This is a genomic window from Streptomyces sp. NPDC001027 (assembly GCF_040299045.1).
Taxonomy (GTDB): domain Bacteria; phylum Actinomycetota; class Actinomycetes; order Streptomycetales; family Streptomycetaceae; genus Streptomyces.
Window position 1 is genome coordinate 1 of sequence record NZ_JBEPBI010000165.1, and the last position, 17,440, is coordinate 17,440.

15 protein-coding genes and 1 pseudogene are annotated in these 17,440 nt (G+C 72.5%); 5 read left to right on the forward strand and 11 right to left on the reverse strand.

Features of this window, described 5'->3' with window-relative positions; genetic code table 11:
* The 4 genes and pseudogenes from ABT300_RS31150 to ABT300_RS44575 all read right to left on the reverse strand — a co-directional run.
* Positions 1–689, reverse strand: a 689-nt coding sequence (locus ABT300_RS31150; protein ID WP_502978033.1) for a glucose-6-phosphate dehydrogenase, incomplete at its 3' end; no start/stop codon positions are given.
* Positions 686–1,111, reverse strand: coding sequence for a hypothetical protein (locus tag ABT300_RS31155; RefSeq protein WP_502978034.1), 426 nt, complete (start codon positions 1,109–1,111; stop codon positions 686–688). The genes ABT300_RS31155 and ABT300_RS31150, both read right to left, overlap by 4 nt.
* Before the next feature lie 28 nt (positions 1,112–1,139).
* Positions 1,140–1,685 (reverse strand): annotated as a pseudogene (locus tag ABT300_RS44570) (transketolase-like TK C-terminal-containing protein); the annotation flags it as partial.
* On the reverse strand, positions 1,682–2,110 hold the full coding sequence (locus ABT300_RS44575; protein ID WP_502978035.1) for a thiamine pyrophosphate-binding protein: 429 nt from the start codon (positions 2,108–2,110) through the stop codon (positions 1,682–1,684). The gene ABT300_RS44575 and the pseudogene ABT300_RS44570, both read right to left, overlap by 4 nt.
* Before the next feature lie 167 nt (positions 2,111–2,277).
* On the opposite strand from ABT300_RS44575, the gene ABT300_RS31165 reads away from it, so the two are divergent.
* A complete protein-coding gene (locus ABT300_RS31165; protein WP_351682684.1) occupies positions 2,278–3,186 on the forward strand; it encodes a helix-turn-helix domain-containing protein in 909 nt (302 codons plus the stop codon).
* 114 nt (positions 3,187–3,300) lie between these two features.
* On the opposite strand, the gene ABT300_RS31170 is transcribed toward ABT300_RS31165, so the two are convergent.
* From ABT300_RS31170 to ABT300_RS31185, 4 genes are all read right to left on the reverse strand, one after another.
* Positions 3,301–4,695, reverse strand: coding sequence for a glycoside hydrolase family 16 protein (locus ABT300_RS31170; protein ID WP_351682687.1), 1,395 nt, complete (start codon positions 4,693–4,695; stop codon positions 3,301–3,303).
* A 230-nt stretch (positions 4,696–4,925) separates the two neighbouring features.
* Positions 4,926–5,363 carry a GNAT family N-acetyltransferase gene (locus tag ABT300_RS31175; RefSeq protein WP_351682690.1) on the reverse strand — a complete coding sequence of 146 codons (438 nt, stop codon included), beginning with the start codon at positions 5,361–5,363 and terminating at the stop codon, positions 4,926–4,928.
* A gap of 148 nt (positions 5,364–5,511) precedes the next feature.
* Complete coding sequence (locus ABT300_RS31180; RefSeq protein WP_351682693.1) at positions 5,512–6,291, reverse strand: IclR family transcriptional regulator; 780 nt, start codon at positions 6,289–6,291, stop codon at positions 5,512–5,514.
* A gap of 159 nt (positions 6,292–6,450) precedes the next feature.
* A complete protein-coding gene (locus ABT300_RS31185) occupies positions 6,451–6,876 on the reverse strand; it encodes a MarR family winged helix-turn-helix transcriptional regulator (RefSeq protein ID WP_351682711.1) in 426 nt (141 codons plus the stop codon).
* 251 nt (positions 6,877–7,127) lie between these two features.
* On the opposite strand from ABT300_RS31185, the gene ABT300_RS31190 reads away from it, so the two are divergent.
* The 4 genes from ABT300_RS31190 (at position 7,128) to ABT300_RS31205 (ending at position 11,041) form a co-directional block, all read left to right on the forward strand.
* Positions 7,128–8,045 (forward strand): SDR family NAD(P)-dependent oxidoreductase, encoded by a 918-nt coding sequence (locus ABT300_RS31190; protein WP_351682696.1) that lies wholly within the window; start codon positions 7,128–7,130, stop codon positions 8,043–8,045.
* A gap of 35 nt (positions 8,046–8,080) precedes the next feature.
* On the forward strand, positions 8,081–8,956 hold the full coding sequence (locus ABT300_RS31195; protein WP_351682714.1) for an amidohydrolase family protein: 876 nt from the start codon (positions 8,081–8,083) through the stop codon (positions 8,954–8,956).
* 11 nt (positions 8,957–8,967) lie between these two features.
* The gene (locus ABT300_RS31200; protein ID WP_351682699.1) at positions 8,968–10,473 is read left to right on the forward strand and encodes an acyl-CoA synthetase; all 1,506 of its coding nucleotides are present in this window, start codon (positions 8,968–8,970) and stop codon (positions 10,471–10,473) included.
* 112 nt (positions 10,474–10,585) lie between these two features.
* Positions 10,586–11,041: a MaoC family dehydratase gene (locus ABT300_RS31205; RefSeq protein WP_351682702.1), complete on the forward strand. Its 456-nt coding sequence runs from the start codon at positions 10,586–10,588 to the stop codon at positions 11,039–11,041.
* A 92-nt stretch (positions 11,042–11,133) separates the two neighbouring features.
* On the opposite strand, the gene ABT300_RS31210 is transcribed toward ABT300_RS31205, so the two are convergent.
* The 3 genes from ABT300_RS31210 to ABT300_RS31220 all read right to left on the reverse strand — a co-directional run.
* Positions 11,134–12,813, reverse strand: coding sequence for a PHP domain-containing protein (locus tag ABT300_RS31210; RefSeq protein WP_351682716.1), 1,680 nt, complete (start codon positions 12,811–12,813; stop codon positions 11,134–11,136).
* Positions 12,814–12,831: 18 nt separating this feature from the next.
* Positions 12,832–14,670: a LamG-like jellyroll fold domain-containing protein gene (locus ABT300_RS31215; protein ID WP_351682705.1), complete on the reverse strand. Its 1,839-nt coding sequence runs from the start codon at positions 14,668–14,670 to the stop codon at positions 12,832–12,834.
* A 47-nt stretch (positions 14,671–14,717) separates the two neighbouring features.
* Positions 14,718–17,440, reverse strand: a 2,723-nt coding sequence (locus tag ABT300_RS31220; protein ID WP_351682708.1) for a glycoside hydrolase family 2 TIM barrel-domain containing protein, incomplete at its 5' end; no start/stop codon positions are given.

The following is a 17,440-nucleotide window of genomic DNA, read 5'->3' on the forward strand; positions in this document are numbered from 1 at the left end:
CAGATCGGCTCGAACATGGTGTTGGCGAAGCGCAGCGCCAGGATGTTCTGGACGGTCTCCTTGCCGAGGTAGTGGTCGATGCGGAAGACCTGGTCGGGTTCGAACACGTCGTGCACCACCGCGTTGAGCTGCTGGGCGCTCACCAGGTCGTGGCCGAACGGCTTCTCGATGACCGCGCGCCGCCAGGAGCCCTCCGGGGCCTTCGCCAGCCCGTGCTTCTTGAGCTGCTCGACGACCTTGGGGAAGAACTTCGGCGGGACGGAGAGGTAGAAGGCGAAGTTGCCGCCGGTGCCCCGGGACGCGTCCAGCTCCTCCACGGCCGTCTTGAGCTGCTTGAACGCCGTGTCGTCGTCGAAGTCGCCGGGGATGAACCGCATGCCCTCGGCGAGCTGCTGCCATACCTCCTCGCGAAACGGCGTGCGGGCGTGCTCGCGCACCGCGTCGTGGACGATCTGCGCGAAGTCCTCGTCCTCCCAGTCGCGGCGGGCGAAGCCCACGAGGGAGAAGCCCGGCGGGAGCAGCCCGCGGTTGGCGAGGTCGTACACCGCCGGCATCAGCTTCTTGCGGGACAGGTCGCCCGTCACCCCGAAGATGACGAGGCCGGAGGGGCCCGCGATGCGGGGCAGGCGCCGGTCGCGGGGGTCCCTCAAGGGGTTCTCCCAGGCCGCGCCGAGACTGCTGCTGCTCATTCCGCGTCAACTCCCTTGCTCATCGTCGACTTCGTGACCGCGTCCGGAAGGTCCTGCCGCGCCGCCTCGAATCCGGCGACGCCCTCGTGCGCCGTCCGGGTGACCCCCTCGTCGCGGAGGACGCCCGGCGGCTCCGGAGCGGCGAGGCCGGCGGCCGTCCGGGCGCGCGTGCCGGCGACCGTGTCGCCGGTGACCTCGCCGTGGTCGGCGGCGAGGGCGTCCGGCGCGGTTGCGGCCATGGCGTCGACCGTGCCCGGCGCCGCCGTGCCGTCCACATACAGGGTGTCCCGGTCAGCGGGATCCTTCACACCGGCGGACGCCCACAGCGAAGGCCGCCGCCCCGTCCGGGCCCGGGCCGCCTCTCTTCGGCGGTCGCCCGTCACGCGCCTGAGTGCTTCCGCGGTCGCGGTCGCTTCGGTCACTGTGATCATCTTCTTTCTGGCGTTCCGGTCAACCGCGTGCGGCGGCCACGGATTCCCGGGCCGCGGCGGCGACGTTCTCGGCGGTGAGGCCGTACTCGGCGAACAGGGTCCCGGCGTCGGCGGAGGCGCCGAAGTGCTCGAGGGAGACGATGCGTCCCGCGTCGCCCACGGACCGGCGCCAGGTCAGGCCGATGCCCGCCTCGACGGCGACCCGGGCCCGCACCGACGGCGGAAGCACACGGTCGCGGTACTCCCGGGGCTGCTCCTCGAACCACTCCACGGACGGCATCGAGACGACCCGGGCGTCGATCCCCTCGGCCCGCAGCGCCTCGCGCGCGCCGACGGCCTGCTGCACCTCGGAGCCGGTGGCGATGAGCACCACGTCCGGCACGTCCGAGGCGGAGTCCAGGAGCACGTACCCGCCCCTGGCCGCGTCCGGGTTCGGCGGGTACGTCGGCAGGCTCTGACGGGAGAGGGCGAGGCCGTGCGGGGCGGGCCGGGTCGCGTGCCGCCGCAGGATCTCGGCCCAGGCGACGGCGGTCTCGTTGGCGTCGGCGGGGCGGACCACGTTCAACGCGCGGCCATCGCCGTGCCGACGGCGTCGGCGACGCCCTGGCCGAGCGGACCGGTGGTCGTCTCGACGCCGGCGGTGCGCCCGTACTCGGGGTGGCCGGGCGTCTTCGAGCCGTGCGTGCGAAACCGCTTCAGGTCCGCCAGGTCCAGCTCGTAGCCGGCCAGGAAGAGCTGGGTGCAGAGGGTCAGCGAGGTGTGGCCCGGGGACGGCACGAACCGGTCGCGCCCGGTCCACTCCGGATCCGCCGGGTCGTGCCGCATCACCTTCTGAAAGATCGTGTAGGCGACGGGAGCCAGACCCATGGCGGTGCCGGAATGCCCGTTGCCCGCCTGCTGGACGGCGTCGACAGCCAGGAGCCGTGCGGTGTCGACGGCGCGCCGGTCGGCGTCGGTCGACGCGAAGTCGTTCGGTGTCTGGGTGCTCATCTTCAGGAAATCCTCGATGGGAGCCGGTCAGCGGCTCTGACGTGTTCAAACTTAAAAGTCTGACTTTTCGGCGGGTAGGTCTCCCTGTGTCAGGCTGTGGTGAAAGTGGGACACCCCCGGGCGACAGATGAGACCCCGGGACGGCAACTGGGCGGCGCGAGCAGGACATGGCGGACACACCTACCCGAGGCGGCGCCGAAGGCGGCATCAGAACCTTTCCCTTCCCGGTCGAGCACAGCGTCGGCGGCGTCGGCATGCAGGTGGGCCCGATGGGGCCCGCGCACGGCGGCCGCTCCTGGCACACGGATGCCCCGCCGGACCGCGTGCACCGCATCGACTTCCACGTCGTGATGCTGTTCGACGCCGGTCCCGTCCACCACATGATCGACTTCACCCGGCACGAGGCGGCGGCGGGCGACGTGCTGTGGATCCGCCCGGGCCAGGTCCACCGCTTCTCGAAGTCGAGCGAGTACCGCGGAACCGCCCTCACCATGCAGCCCGGCTTCCTTCCGCGCGCCACCGTCGAGGCGACCGGCCTCTACCGCTACGACCTGCCGCCGCTGCTGCATCCGGACGAGGCGCAGCTCGCGGGGCTGCGGGCGGCGCTGACCCATCTGCGGCGCGAGTACGACGACGGGGCCGAGGGCACCCTGCCGCTGAGCCTGCACACGGCGGTGCTGCGGCACTCGCTGACGGCGTTCCTGCTGCGGCTCGCACATCTCGCGGCGAGCGGCGCGGAGGCGACGCGGCGTCAGGCGGACACGACGTTCACGCTGTTCCGGGACGCGGTGGAGAAGGAGTTCGCCGTCAATCACAGCGTCAGCGCCTACGCCGACTCCCTCGGCTACTCACGGCGCACCCTGGTGCGGGCGGTCCGCGCGGCCACCGGCGAGACGCCCAAGGGCTTCATCGACAAGCGGGTCGTCCTGGAGGCGAAGCGGCTGCTGGCCCACACCGACCTGCCGACCGGCCGGGTGGGCGCGGCGGTCGGCTTCCCCGACCCGGCGAACTTCTCCAAGTTCTTCCAACTGCACACCGGCCAGACCCCGTTGGCCTTCCGTGCCGACCAGGGATGACGGACCGGGGATGGCGGCGACGGGACGGGCGCGCGGGCGTCCGGGCGGGGCAGGACGCGGCCGGGCGGCCGGCCTCGGTGCGAGGTCGGCCGCCCGGCGTCGTCGAGCCGTCGGTCAGTGACCGAAGGTGAACCAGTTGACGTTCACGAAGTCCGCGGGCTGACCGCTCGTGAAGGTCAGATAGACGTCGTGGGTGCCGGTGACGGAGCTGATGTTCGCCGGGATCGTCCGCCAGCTCTGCCAGCCGCCGGTGTCGGCGACCGCGAAGCTGCCGACGGGGGCGGCGCTGCGGCTGTCCAGGCGCACCTCGACCAGTCCGCTGACGCCGCCCGCCGCGCCGCCGGCGACCCGTGCGCTGAACTGGGTCGCCGCCGACGAGCCGAACTTCACGCCCTTGTACAGCGCCCAGTCGCCGTTCGCGAGGGCGCCGATGTTCTGCCCGCCGCCGGTGTCCGAGGCAGACTCGGTGATCGTGCCCGACTGGCTGTCGTACGACTCGGCCTGGATCGTGCCGTAGGCGTCCCGGCTGCCGGTCGGCGGGGGAGTCGTGGCGCCGCCGCCAGGGCCCGCGGCCTGCAGCACCTGCACGTAGTCGACCGTCATCGGACGGCCCGGCTGGGTGTCGCCGTCCAGACCTCCGCCGAAGGCGTCGGGGAACGCCCCGCCCATCGCCACGTTCAGGATGACGAAGTAGCCGTGGTTCGTGGCGTTGGCCCACGTCGTCGCGTCGACCTGGTTCGCGGTGACGGTGTGGTAGTTCACGCCGTCGACGTAGAAGCGGATCGCCTCGGGGCTCACCGAGCGGTCCCACTCCATGCTGTAGGTGTGGAAGCCGGACTGGCAGGTCGTGTTCGGACACGCGACGGAGTTGCCGATGCCGGTCGTCTCGTTGCACGGGCCGCCCGGGTTGGTGCCGCAGTGCATCGTCGCCCACACCTTGTTCAGGCCCTGGACGTTCTCCATGATGTCCAGCTCGCCGACGCCCGGCCAGTTCTGGTAGTTGCCCCGGTACGGCGCGCCGAGCGCCCAGAACGCGGGCCAGTAGCCCTCGGCGGCGGCGCCCGTCACGTTCGGCATCTGGATCCGTGCCTCGACGCGCAGCTTGCCGCCGGACGGGGGCTGGAAGTCGGTGCGGGTGGTCTCGATGCGGCCGGACGTCCAGCGGCCGGCGGAGTCGCGCAGCGGGGTGATGCGCAGGTTGCCGTTGCCGTCGAGCGAGACGTTGGCCGTGTCGGCGGTCATCGTCTCGACCTCGCCCGTGCCCCAGTTGGCGGGGCCGCCCGGATACGAAGTGCCGGTGCTGTACTGCCAGTTGGAGGTGTTCACGCCGGTTCCGGCGGCTCCGTTGAAGTCGTCGAGGAACACCTGCGTCCAGCCGGACGGCGGCGTGGGCGCGGAGGCGTTCGCGGGCAGGGTGACGGCCGCGGCGGCCGCCGCCGCCAGACCGAGCGTGCTGAGCACGGCGATGAGCGCGCGTCGCCGTCGGGGGATGCCGGAGGTTGCACTCATGAGGGGGGCCTCTCGGGTACGGAGTGATGGCGCGGGTGCCTTTCCCAACCTTTGAGAGCGCTCTCAAAGTGCGCCCAATGTGCTCTTCGCCCCGAGGGCCGTCAAGAGTCAAAGCGAAGAAACTCCTTTGCGGCCCCGGAAGTTCAGGGCGTGAAGCGCCCAAACGGGCGAAAGCGCGCCGCGGTGACCGCAGTCGCCGAGCGCGCTCCACCTGGGCCCGGTGCTCCGCCCTACGCGAGCGGGTGGTCGTAGCGGACGAACCCGCGAAACTCCGCCACCTTGTCGTACAAGGCGCGGGCGGTGGCGTTGCCCTCCTGGGTGGTCCAGTAGAGGCGGGCGGCGCCACGCTCGCGCGCCGCGACCGCGACCCGCTCGATCAACGCCCGCGCCACGCCCCGGCCGCGGACCGCCTCGTCGACGTAGAGGTCCTGCAGATAGCAGCTGTCCGCCGACCAGGCCGTGGCGTGGAACAGGAAGTGGGCGATGCCCACCAGGCGTCCCTCCGCCCGGGCGGCGACCGCATGCACCTCGGTCCCCTCCCGCAGGCGTCGCCACATCGTCTCGTAGCCCTCGTCGGGCACCTCGGTGCGGTAGAAGGTCTTGTAGCCGCGGGCCAGGGCTTCCCAGGCGGCGCGGTCCTGCGGGCCGAGTGAACCGGTCTCGATCATGGGCGCGCATTCTCGCGGGGGGCCGCGGCGGTGACAACCGGGATTCGCGCGCGGGAGGGTGGGCGGCGGCCGGGGCGCCGTCGGACGCCGGGAGCGTGGGCGGACCGCGGGACGGCGGGCGTGGACGGGGGCGGGCGCGGGCGGCCCGTCAGTCCCGTCGTGTCTGCGGCTGCCAGCCGAGCGCTCGGGAGATGCCGCGGGCCGCGAGGCGGACCGCGGGGGCCAGGACCGGGACCTGGGCGTCGGCGTGGGGGACCACGACCGAGACGGCGGCGATCACCGAGCCGTCCGGGCCGCGCACCGGAGCGGCCACCGAGAGGGCGTCGTCGGTCACCTGACGACTGCTCACCGCCACTCCTGTGAGCCGTACTTGAGCCAGTGTCCGGCGCAACCGGACGGGATCGGTGAGGGTGTGGGCCGTGTAGGACGTCAACGGGCCCGCGCAGTAGCCTTCCTGGAACTCGGGACTGCCGTGCGCCAGCAGGGCGAGCCCGACGCCGGTGACGTGCAGGGGCCAGCGGGCGCCCACCCGGATGTGCACGCCGACCGCCGAGCGGCCGGACAGCCACTCGGTGTAGACGACCTCGTGGCCGTCGCGCACCGCCAACTGCACGTTCTCGTGGGTGGCCTCGTACAGGTCCTCCAGATACGGCAGTGCCGCCTGCCGCAGCGCCAGGCCGCGCGGCGCGAGCGCCGCGACCTCCCACAGCCGCAGCCCCACGTGGTACGTGCCCGACCCGTCGCGCTCCAGGGCGCCCCAGTCGGTCAGCGCGGCGACCAGCCGGTGGGCGGTGCTGAGCGTCAGGCCGGCGCGACGGCTGATGTCGGTGAGGGACAGCGCGGGATGCGCGTGGTCGAACGCCGCCAGCACGGCCAGCAGGCGGTCGGGCGCGGAGCGGGCGCTTCGGGCAGGTGCCGGCCGGTCCATCGGGCCCTCCTCACGGCATCGGTCTGACGGGGTCGGGCGGACGGCGTCGGTCTGACGGGGGCGGTCCGAGGGGGTCAGTCTGACGGGTCGCTCTGACGGGTCGCTCTGACGGGTTCGGGTCGTCCGGTGCGGCGGCTCGCGGGGGAGGGGTCCGCGGCCTCAGGAGAGTCCGTCCCCGGCGATCCGCTGCAGCAGGGTGTGCAGCGCGTCGCGTTCGGCCGGGGCGAGCGGGCCGAGCAGCTCGTTCGTCACCCGCAGGCCCGCCTCGTCGGTGCCGCGCAGGAACGCGCCGCCGTCGTCGGTGAGGACGACGATCCTGCTGCGCCGGTCGTCGGGGGACGGCCTGCGCTCGGCGAAGCCCAGCTTCTCCAGGTCGTCGACGAGTCCGACGATGGCGCTGGGGTCGTAGCCCAGCCGTGTGCTCAGCTCGCGCTGGAGCGCGCCCTCGGCGGTGGCGAGGAAACGCAGCACCGCGTAGTGGCGCAGACGCAGCCCCGACTCCTGGAGGAACGTGTTGAAGAGCTGGCCCGAGCGCAGCCCCAGCCGGTAGAGCAGATAGCCCGTGTCGGCGTGCAGCGCGCGCATCCACGGCTCGTCCGCGTCGATCGGGGCGGCGTTCACTGCGTTGTCCTGGCGGGCGATGGCGGGCTCCCTGGTGTCGGTCCCCTCCCGGGGCGGTGCGTCGTACAGATTTCAGCATGACGCACGTCCAGGATGACAACAACTATTGACGACGACAATTATTGCTCTTAGCTTCGATCTCGAAGCCGTACCCCTCGTGCCGCCCGGCCGCCTCCCCGCGGTCGGCCGTACTCCCCATGTGAAGGGACACCGCCGTGCCCAGCATCGATCTCACCGGCAAGGTCGCCGTCGTCACCGGCAGCGGCCGGGGCCTCGGCCTCGCCTATGCGCACGCCCTGGCCGCCCACGGAGCGGCCGTGGTGGTCAACGACGTCGACGAGGCGGTCGCCGAGCAGGCCGTGAAGTCCCTCGTCGAGGCGGGCGGCCGGGCCGTCGCCGAGGTGGTCCCGGTCGGCACGACCGAGGCCGCCGAGCGGCTGGTGAACCGGGCCGTGGAGGAGTTCGGGCGGCTCGACGTCCTGGTCACCAACGCGGGCATCCTGCGCGACAAGGTGCTGTGGAAGATGACCGACGACGACTTCGACGCGGTGATCGCCACCCACCTCAAGGGCACCTTCACCTGCGCCCGCGCCGCCGCGGTGCGGATGCGCGAGCAGGGCGAGGGCGGCACGCTGATCCTCGTCGGCTCGCCGGCCGGCCAGCGCGGCAACTTCGGCCAGACGAACTACGCCGCCGCCAAGGCGGGCATCGCCGCGTTCGCCCGCACCTGGTCGATGGAGCTGGGCCGCGCGAACATCACCGTCAACGCGATCGTCCCGGTGGCCGCCACCGCGATGACCGAGACCATCCCCGCGTTCGCCCCGTACGTCGAGGCCCTGAAGAACGGCGAGCCGTTCCCCGACTTCCTGCGCAAGGGAGAGGGCTTCGGCACGCCCGAGGACTGCGCGGCGCTCGTGCCCTTCCTGGCCTCCGAGGCCGCCCGCGGCATCACCGGCCAGGCCATCGGCATCGGCGGCGACAAGGTGGCACTCTGGTCGCATCCGCAGGAGATCCGCACGGCCTACGCCGACGGCGGCTGGACCCCGCAGACCCTGGCCGACGCCTTCCCCGCCTCGGTCGGCGCCGAGCTCCAGACGGTCGGCATCCCGGCCCCCAAGTTCCCGGAGGCGTGATGAGCACCGCCGAGACCCCCGCTCCGCCCCCCGTGATGGACGTCGACGCACTGGTCGCCATCGACGTGCACACCCACGCGGAGGTGTCCTCCAAGGGGCACTCCTCCCTGGACGACGACCTGCACGACGCCTCCTCCGCTTACTTCAAGGTCGAGGGCAAGCGCAAGCCCACCCTGGAGGAGACCGCCCGCTACTACCGTGAGCGCAGGATGGCCGCCGTGATCTTCACGGTGGACGCCGAGTCCGCCACGGGCACGGCGCCGGTGCCCAACGAGGAGGTCGCCGAGTCCGCCGCCGCCAACGCCGACGTCCTCATCCCGTTCGCCTCCATCGACCCCTTCCGCGGGAAGGCGGGCGTGAAGCAGGCCCGCCGCCTGGTGGAGGAGTACGGGGTGAAGGGCTTCAAGTTCCACCCCAGCATCCAGGGCTTCTTCCCCAACGACCGCTCGGTGGCGTACGACCTGTTCGAGGTGATCGAGGAGACGGGGACCATCGCCCTGTTCCACACCGGTCAGACGGGCATCGGCGCCGGCGTCCCGGGCGGCGGCGGGATCCGGCTCAAGTACTCCAACCCGCTGCATGTGGACGACGTCGCCGCCGACTTTCCGCACCTCAAGATCATCCTGGCGCACCCGTCGTTCCCCTGGCAGGACGAGGCCCTGGCGGTCGCCACCCACAAGCCGGGCGTGCACATCGACCTGTCCGGCTGGTCGCCGAAGTACTTCCCGCCGCAACTCGTGCAGTACGCCAACACGCTGCTGAAGGACAAGGTCCTCTTCGGCTCCGACTTCCCCGTCCTCACCCCCGACCGCTGGCTCGCCGACTTCGACAAGCTGACGATCAAGGACGACGTGAAGCCGAAGATCCTCAAGGAGAACGCCGCCCGCCTGCTCGGGCTGACCGCACCGTAAGGGGCTGGAAGATGCGCAACGAGGGACTGGGGTCCTGGCCCGCCCGCCGGGCCCGCAAGACCCCGCACCGCACCGCCCTGGTCCACGACGGCCGACCGACGGACTACCGCACCCTGCACACCCGCACCACGCGCCTGGCGCACGCCCTGCGCGCCCAGGGCGTGCGGCGCGGCGACCGCATCGCCTACCTCGGCCCGAACCACCCCTCCTACCTGGAGACCCTGTTCGCCGCCGGCGCCCTCGGCGCGGTCTTCGTCCCGCTGAACACCCGGCTCGCCGGCCCCGAGATCGCCTACCAGCTCGCCGACTCCGGGGCCAAGGCGCTCGTCTACGGACCCTCGCACGCGGGCCTCGTCGCCGGACTGCCCGGACACACGGACGTGCGGACGTACCTCGAGGTCGGGGCCGAGTACGAGGAGGCGCTCGCCTCGGCGCCGGACGAGCCGATCGACACGCCGGTCGCGCCCGACGACACCTGCATCATCATGTACACCTCGGGGACCACCGGCCGCCCCAAGGGCGCGATGCTCACCCACGGCAACCTCACCTGGAACGCGATCAACGTCCTCGTCGACACGGACCTGATCGCCGACGAACGCGCCCTCGTCTCCGCGCCGTTGTTCCACACGGCCGGACTGAACATGCTGACCCTGCCGGTGCTCCTCAAGGGCGGCGCCTGCGTCCTCGTCGAGGCCTTCGACCCGGAGGCCACCCTCGGCCTGATCGAGGAACACCGGATCACCTTCATGTTCGGGGTGCCGACCATGTTCGACCAGGTCGCCCGGCACCCGCGCTGGGCCGCCGCCGACCTGTCCTCCCTGCGCATCCTGACCTGCGGCGGCTCCCCGGTGCCCTCGCCGCTCATCGAGGCGTACCAGGAGCGCGGTCTGACCTTCCTCCAGGGCTACGGCATGACCGAGGCCTCGCCCGGCACGCTCTTCCTGGACGCCGAGCACGCCGTCAGCAAGGCCGGCTCGGCGGGCGTCCCGCACTTCTTCAGCGACGTGCGGGTCGTACGGCCGGACCTGGCGCCGGTCGAGACGGGCGAGACGGGCGAGGTCGTGGTCCGCGGTCCGCACGTGATGCCCGGCTACTGGGGGCTGCCCGAGGAGACGGCCGCGGCCTTCGCCGACGGCTGGTTCCGCAGCGGCGACGCCGCCCGGGTCGACGAGGACGGGTACGTGCACATCGTCGACCGCATCAAGGACATGATCATCTCGGGCGGGGAGAACGTCTACCCCGCCGAGATCGAGGACCTGCTGCTGGCCCACCCCGACATCGTCGAGTGCGCGGTCATCGGGGTGGCGGACGACAAGTGGGGCGAGGTTCCCCGCGCGGTCGTCGTGCCCCGCGAGGGCGCCACGCTCGACCCCGACCAGGTGCTGGCGTCCCTGGCGGGCCGGCTCGCCAAGTACAAGATCCCCAAGTCGGTGGCGATCGCGGACGAACTGCCGCGCACCGCCTCGGGCAAGCTCCTCAAGGCCCGGGTGCGCTCCCGGTTCGGCGCCCCTTCCTGACCGCCCCCGCCCTGACCGCCCCCGCCCTGACCGCCCCCGCCCTGACCGCCCCCGCCCCGACTGACCCCGCCCCGACTGACCCCTTTGTGAACTCCCCTGTGAGGAACGGCATATGAGCATCATCGTCAACGGCCTCGACGAGCTGAGGAAGCTGTCCGGCAGCGACCTGGGCACCAGCGAGTGGATCGAGGTCACCCAGGAGCGCATCGACACGTTCGCCGACGCGACCGGGGACCACCAGTGGATCCACGTGGACCCGGAGAAGGCCGCGGCGGGACCCTTCGGCGCGCCGATCGCCCACGGGTACCTGACCCTCTCCCTCTTCATCCCCCTCTTCACCGAGCTGCTCGACGTCCAGGGGGTCACCACCAAGGTGAACTACGGGCTCAACAAGGTCCGCTTCCCCTCGCCGGTGAAGGTCGGCTCGCGGATTCGTCTGACCGGCAGGCTGACCGACGTCGAGGACGTCCCCGGCGGGGTGCAGATCACCGTCGACGGGGCGATCGAGATCGAGGGGGGCGCGAAGCCCGCGGCCGTGCTGCAGAGCCTTTCGCGGTTCTACGGATAAGGGCTGATCCGAGCACCGCAGGGTGAGGGGGTGCGGACAGCGGGGACCGGTCGTGCCGGCCGCGCGGTTCCCCGCACCCCCTTCGGCGCGCCTCAGCTCACGACGTCCACGAAGACCGGGTTCGAGTAGAACCAGGTGTCCGCCCACGGGTCGCCGTTGCCCGGCGCGTGCGGGACCGGACCGTGCGGGTCCACGGAAGCGCCCAGGTAACCGGTTCCGTGACGGTTGCCGTCGCTGCCGCGCAGCCGGACGTAGAACGACTCGTCGCCTGCCGCGAGCGGGACGCGCAGCGTGTACGTGCCCTTGCGGCCGCTCACGTCGGTGGAGCGCACCACCCTGGTGTCGGGCGCACGCCAGGAGTCGCGGTCGGCCACCGGACCGCGCACCGCGCCGCGGACCACGTCCACGTGCGCCAACTCCGGCAGGATCCCTTGCGGGTTGGGACGGGAGGCGGTGGTCACCGTGATGTCCAGGGTGAGCTTCTCGCCCCGGCGCACCCGCAGCCGTCCGCCGAGGGTGACGCCCCGTCCGTCGCCGTGCCCGCGCCGCAGCCGCACCTCGAGTCCGTCCAGCAGGTGCCCGTGGTCCAGCCAGACGCGGCCCTCGCGCAGACCCGTCATCACCGCGCGGTAGCCGTAGCGTGTGACGCCCACGTGGGTGCGGCTGAACTGGCCGGGCCAGAAGTCGCTGCCCGGCTGTGGGGTGTCGGTGTTCACCGGGTCCGGCAGCCTGCCGGTGTCGTCGAAGGTCTGCCCGGCCGGCCAGTCGCCGTTCTTCCAGGTGTCGAAGACCGTCCGGTGGTTGTCGGAGTTGGTGGTGATCGTGAACAGCCGGCCCTCGGCCAGCATCGAGTCCCACAGACCGCCCACGGTCGCGGTGGCCCAGTCGAAGCCGCCGTACGTGAGGTACGCGTCCGCCGGGTACCCCGCCCAGGACTGCGCCGACGGCTTGTTCTCGTACTCGCCGCGGATCGACGTGGCGCTGCGCAGGCCGGGGAGCGCCGCGCCCTGGGCGCCGGGCGCGCCCTCCATGCCGATCATGATCTCGGGGGCCGCGTCGCGCCAGGCGCGCATCTCGTGCGGGGAGTCGATGCCCAGCCGCAGCGGGTGGTTGGCGAGCACGAGGACGTCGTCGACGTAACCGGTGCGGCGCTGCTCGGCCAGCCACTTCACGGCCTTCACCGCGTGCGCCTCGTTGCGGGCGGTGTCGGCGTCGGCGGCGCCGCCCTTGTCGTACCCCAGCAGCTTGCCGTCGTAGGCGAGCTCGAACCGGGTGAGCAGGTCCACCTCGTGCGGGCCGGGCGCGGCGAACACCGTGCAGTGCTCGGCGGCCGGGATGTACCACTCCAGCCCCTGGAAGATCAGCTGTCGCGGGTTCGCGGCCCGGGCCTTGAGGATCTCCTGATGCTCCAGCGCGGCGCCGTGGCGGGCGTGCCCGAAGTTGGCGTGCTCGTTGAACACCATCCAGTCCAGGCCGTACCGGGCGGCGGCCCGCGCCTGCTGGGAGAAGGTGTACTTCGCGTCGTGGCTGTACACGGAGTGCACATGGTGGTCGCCGACGAGGTAGGCGAGACGCGGGTCCTCGCCGCCGCAGCCCCTCTCCCCGGCCGCGGCCGGGCCGGCGAGGGCGGGCGCGGCCGCGCCGGCCAGTGTGAACGCGGCGCCGAACAGGCCGGCCCGGCGCAGGAGTTGCCGCCGGGACACGCCCTGGGGGTCGAGTGCGGCGGAGGAGACGGACGGGTCGGCCCAGACGGGGAGCTGCTGCTCGGTCATCACGGTGTCCATGAGGTCTCAGTGGTTCAGGAAGGAGGTCACGGGCAGCGCCCGCTCCACGATGCGCACGTCGCCGAGGCGGCCGTGCAGGATCTGGTCGATCTGTCCGGCGTACGTGTAGCCGCCGAGCAGCCAGGGCAGGCCGACGGAGGCGATGCCGACGGCCGCGGCCTTCGGGTTGCGGACCACCGGGCAGCCCTCGACGTACAGCGTGGTGTGCCGGCCGTCGTTGACGACCGCGAGGTGCCACCAGGTCTCCAGCGGCGTCTCCTGGCCCCAGTTGGTGGCGATGCCCTGCTGGTTCAGCGGACGCATCGCCCACTGCGGTTCCCGGTCGTTGGACAGCGAGAGGGTGGCGAGCGGTTCGTCCGGGTCGTCGGCGGACTTGCCCGCGGCGCCGCCCGTGCCCGTCCGGCCGACCAGCCCCGACCAGGCGTGGTGCGCCGGGTCCCAGTCGGCGGGGAGGCGGTAGAACGCCTCGACGGTGTAACCCCGGGCGAAGGTCGCCGAGTTCAGCGGCGCGCCGTCGACCGTGCGCAGGTAGGCGCCCTTCAGCGGGGACTTGAAGCCCCGGAACTCCAGGCTGCCGTGCCCCGGCTGGTCGGGATGATGGTCGGACGACCAGCCGAGCGTGCCGCCGCCGACCGCGACGACCATGAGGTCGTTGCCCCGTCCGGACAGGTCGCGCACGGTGCCGGAGACCGCCGAGCCGTCGGTGTGACCGTCGAACCGCCAGTATGCCGCCGTGCCCGGCACGAGGACCTTCGACGCGGGCCGCGCCGGGCGGGCAGGCGCCGGATCGAACCCGGCGAAGCGCTCGGCGAAGTCGACGTCGACAGTGAACCGGTCAGCGTCGCCGCTCAGTTCGAGCTCCTGCCGCTCCAGCTCGTTGAGCCCCTCGGCGGCCCGGCCCAGGATCCAGGGTGAGACGGTCTCCACGTCGATGACGTCGCGGTCGAGGTCGAAGCGGTACAGGCGGATCATCGCGGCGCCGCCGAAGTACCGGTTCTGATAGTTCGTCAGATGCAGATGGACGTCGTGTCCGGCCGCGTTCTTCCGCGTCGCGCGGCCGGCGGGCCAGTAGTGCCCGCCCAGCGTGAGGAAGATCTGGTCGTGGTCCTCGATCAGCCGGTCCCACAGCTGCTGCCCGTACGCCGAGAGCGCGTCGTCCCCGACGACCAGCTCGTGCGTGGTCAGCACGACCGGCGTCCTCGGATGCCGGGCGAGGACCCCGGCGGCCCAGGCGTACCCCTGCTCCGACAGCCGCCAGTCCAGGGCCAGCACCATCCACTCCCGGCCGCCGGCACGGAACAGGTGGAAGGTGTTGTAGCCGTCGGGGGACGCCCCGCCGAAGGTGGGCTTTCCCCGGAAGCGCTGCGGGCCGAAGGCCTCCAGATACGGCGTCGTGCCGCGCTGGTCGGTCGTCGACGACTGCACGTCGTGGTTGCCGGCCAGCACGCTGTAGCCCACCCCGCGCCGGTCCAGCAGCCCGAACGCCCGGCTGATCGCCGCGACTTCCTCCGTCGCGCCGTTCTGGGTGAGGTCGCCCAGGTGGGACAGGAACACGATGTTGTCCTCCGCGCCCCGCGCCAGCAGATAGCGCAGCGACGCCTCGACCGGCGCCCCGTCGATGCTCGGGCCGTCGAAGAGGTACTGCGTGTCGGGCATGACGGCGAGCGTGAAACGGCGGCTGTCGGGGTCCGGGCGCCACCGGGAGGGAGCGGCTTCGGCGGCGGCCCCGGTCGCGAGGCCGGCCGTCGCGGCGGCGCCGAGCAGGGCGGTGGCCCGCAGGAAGCCGCGTCTGCCGGCGCCGGCCGGGACGGGGTCCTCCTGGGACTGGGCATGCGAAGTACACACGTGCTGCTCCGTTGCGAAGTGCGAAGTCCGTTACCGGACAGGGGGATTCACAGGACGCGCAGGATCCAGCTCCAGCGGTGGACGCCTGCCGGTACGAGGTAGGAGGAGAGGGTGTCGGGACCGCACGACGCCGTGCCGACGCCGCGGTGCGCGGCGTCCACGTGCACGACGCAGCCGCTCCGCGCGGTCAGCTCGTCATGGTGGGCGACGGCGGTCAGGTCCTCGGCGCGGTAGCGCGTGACGCAGACCTGGCGCGGCTCGTCCAGCGTGACCGCGAGGCCGGTGGCGTCCGCCGCCGAGAGCGTGAAGCGCCGCACGCCGTGCCGGCCGCCGCTCTCCTGCGGACGCAGGTAGGGGGTGAACGCCTCGTCGACGGCGAGCGAGTGATGGCCCACCGGCGCCCCCGAGGCGCGGTCGGGGTAGGACTCCCAGGGGCCCTGCCCGAACCACTCCAGCAGGTCCAGCCCCGCGACCGTCTCGAAGACCGAGCCGACGCGCGGCACGTCGTCGAACTCCGTGGGCAGCTCGGCCTGTTCGTCGATCCGCAGCCCGCCCTCGACCGGCGTGAACACCTGCCGGTGCCGTACGACGCCGCCGGCGCCCGCGTACTCGGCGAGCACGGTCACGCCGTCGCCCTCCTGACGCACGGAGACCAGTCTGCGCACGAGGGAGTCCAGCCCCCACGCCCGCCAGCGACGCGCCATGCCGCCGAGTTCGTCGTTGTCGGTGGGCGCCCGCCACAGCGACAGCGTCGGGGCGGCCGCGAGCAGCGGGTGGACGAGGAGCCCGGCGGCGTCGGTCTCGACACGGCCGGACCCCGCGGGCGCCCGCAGCGGCTCGGCCGTCCGCAGCTGAACCTGCGGCGCGCACACCGCGGTGCCGCGCGGCGCCCACGGAAGGTCCCGCGCCGTCGCCACCCGCAGTGTCAGCCATGCCTCGCCGCCGTCCCGCGGAAGGTCGAAGGGCAGCGGCAGCACAGCCGTCCCGCCCGGCCGCAGATCGGGCAGTTCGGCGGCCGCGGTGAGCGTGCCGCCGTGGGCGAGGGACAGCTCCCACTCGCCCGCGAGCCACTCCAGAGAGCGGAAGTGCTGGTGGTTCGAGACGACCACCCCGCCCTCCCGCAGACCGTGCAGCCGCACCGGCGCGGCGAGCTCCCGGTGCTCGGACATCACCGGCTTGGGGGTGCGGTCGGGAAAGACCACGCCGTCCGCGATGAACGCGCCGTCATGGTCCTTCTCGCCGAAGTCGCCGCCGTACGCCCAGCGGTACCCGGGCGCGGCGACACCGTTGTCATAGAGCCCGGCGCCCCCACGCCCGACCGGTCTCGCGTCGTTCACATCCTGGAGGATGCCGTGGTCCCAGAACTCCCAGATGAACCCGCCCTGAAGACCCGGGGTGGCCTCGATGGCGGCCCAGTGGTCGCCCAGCGTGCCGTTGCTGTTGCCCATGGCGTGGGAGTACTCGCACTGGATGAGCGGCTTGGTCTGCCGCCCGGACAGCGCGTGCGCCACACAGTCCTCCAGCGGCGCGTACATCGGGCAGGCGATGTCGGAGGCGACCTCCGGGTCGGCCCAGCCGCGCTTGGCGGCGCCCTCGTACTGCACCGGCCGGGTCGGATCGTGGCGGCGGACCCAGCCCACGGCCGCGTCGTGGTTCGCGCCGTAGTCGGACTCGTTGCCCAGCGACCAGACGATGACCGACGGATGGTTCTTGTCGCGCAGCACCATCCGCGACACCCGGTCCACGAAGGCGTTCAGGTAGCGGGGGTCGTCGGCGATCTCGTGGGCGTGGTCGTGGGACTCGATGTCCGCCTCGTCGACGACGTAGAAGCCGAGTTCGTCGGCGAGGTCGTACAGAGCGGGGTCGTTCGGGTAGTGCGCGGTGCGGATCGCGTTGAAGCCGTGGCGCTTGAGCACGACCAGGTCGGCGCGCATGTCCTCCTGCGACACGGTCCGTCCGGTCAGCGGATGGAAGTCGTGCCGGTTGACGCCCCGGATGAAGACCCGCTCGCCGTTGACCAGCAGGTCGCGGCCCACGATCGTCACGTCCCGGAAGCCGACCCGGTGGCGGGAGGCGTCGGCCACGGAGCCGTCCGCGCGGTGCAGGCGCACGGTCAGGTCGTACAGCTCGGGCGTCTCGGCGCTCCAGGTGCGCACCCCGGGCACGCGCACGCCCAGCCGCACTTCGCCGAGGAAGGCGGAGACCCGCTCCTCCTCGGCGCCTGCCAGGTCGAATGCGGCGTCCCGCGTCAGCGGCAGTCCGTCCAGCTCGCCGCTGACGTGCCATCCCGCGGGCAGTGTGCCGCCCGCGTCCCGCACCCGGCAGTCGACGCGCAGCTCGCCGTCGGCCGACGCCCGTACGTCCACGTCGGCCAGGTGCAGCGGGTCGGTGGCGTAGAGGAGCACCGAGCGGGTGATCCCGCCGTGCCACCACTGGTCCTGGTCCTCGATGTGCGAGGCGTCGGACCACTTGACCACTGTCAGCCGGACGAGGGCGCGCCCGCCGGGGCGCACGACGTCCGACAGGTCGAACTCGGCCGCCAGGTGGGAGTCCTTGGACACGCCGACCGGCCGCCCGTCGACGTGCACCAGCAGCACGCTCTCCGCGGCCCCGACCTGCAGCACGATGCGGCGTCCCGCCCACTCGGCGGGGACGTCGACGCCCCGCTCGTACACACCCGTCGGATTGGCGTCCGGCGCCAGCGGGGGCACGTCCGCGAACGGCATGCGGATGTTGAGGTACTGCGGGAGGTCGTCGGCGCCGTCGGCGC

Bases quoted from the DNA above. Each gene is read 5' to 3' on its own strand.
- ABT300_RS31200 (WP_351682699.1), top strand. From the start codon at position 8,968: ATGCGCAACGAGGGACTGGGGTCCTGGCCCGCCCGCCGGGCCCGCAAG.
- ABT300_RS31175 (WP_351682690.1), bottom strand. From the start codon at position 5,363: ATGATCGAGACCGGTTCACTCGGCCCGCAGGACCGCGCCGCCTGGGAA.
- ABT300_RS31165 (WP_351682684.1), top strand. From the start codon at position 2,278: ATGGCGGACACACCTACCCGAGGCGGCGCCGAAGGCGGCATCAGAACC.
- ABT300_RS31210 (WP_351682716.1), bottom strand. From the start codon at position 12,813: ATGACCGAGCAGCAGCTCCCCGTCTGGGCCGACCCGTCCGTCTCCTCC.
- ABT300_RS31180 (WP_351682693.1), bottom strand. From the start codon at position 6,291: ATGGACCGGCCGGCACCTGCCCGAAGCGCCCGCTCCGCGCCCGACCGC.
- ABT300_RS31195 (WP_351682714.1), top strand. From the start codon at position 8,081: ATGGACGTCGACGCACTGGTCGCCATCGACGTGCACACCCACGCGGAG.
- ABT300_RS44575 (WP_502978035.1), bottom strand. From the start codon at position 2,110: ATGAGCACCCAGACACCGAACGACTTCGCGTCGACCGACGCCGACCGG.
- ABT300_RS31185 (WP_351682711.1), bottom strand. From the start codon at position 6,876: ATGCGCGCGCTGCACGCCGACACGGGCTATCTGCTCTACCGGCTGGGG.
- ABT300_RS31205 (WP_351682702.1), top strand. From the start codon at position 10,586: ATGAGCATCATCGTCAACGGCCTCGACGAGCTGAGGAAGCTGTCCGGC.
- ABT300_RS31170 (WP_351682687.1), bottom strand. From the start codon at position 4,695: ATGAGTGCAACCTCCGGCATCCCCCGACGGCGACGCGCGCTCATCGCC.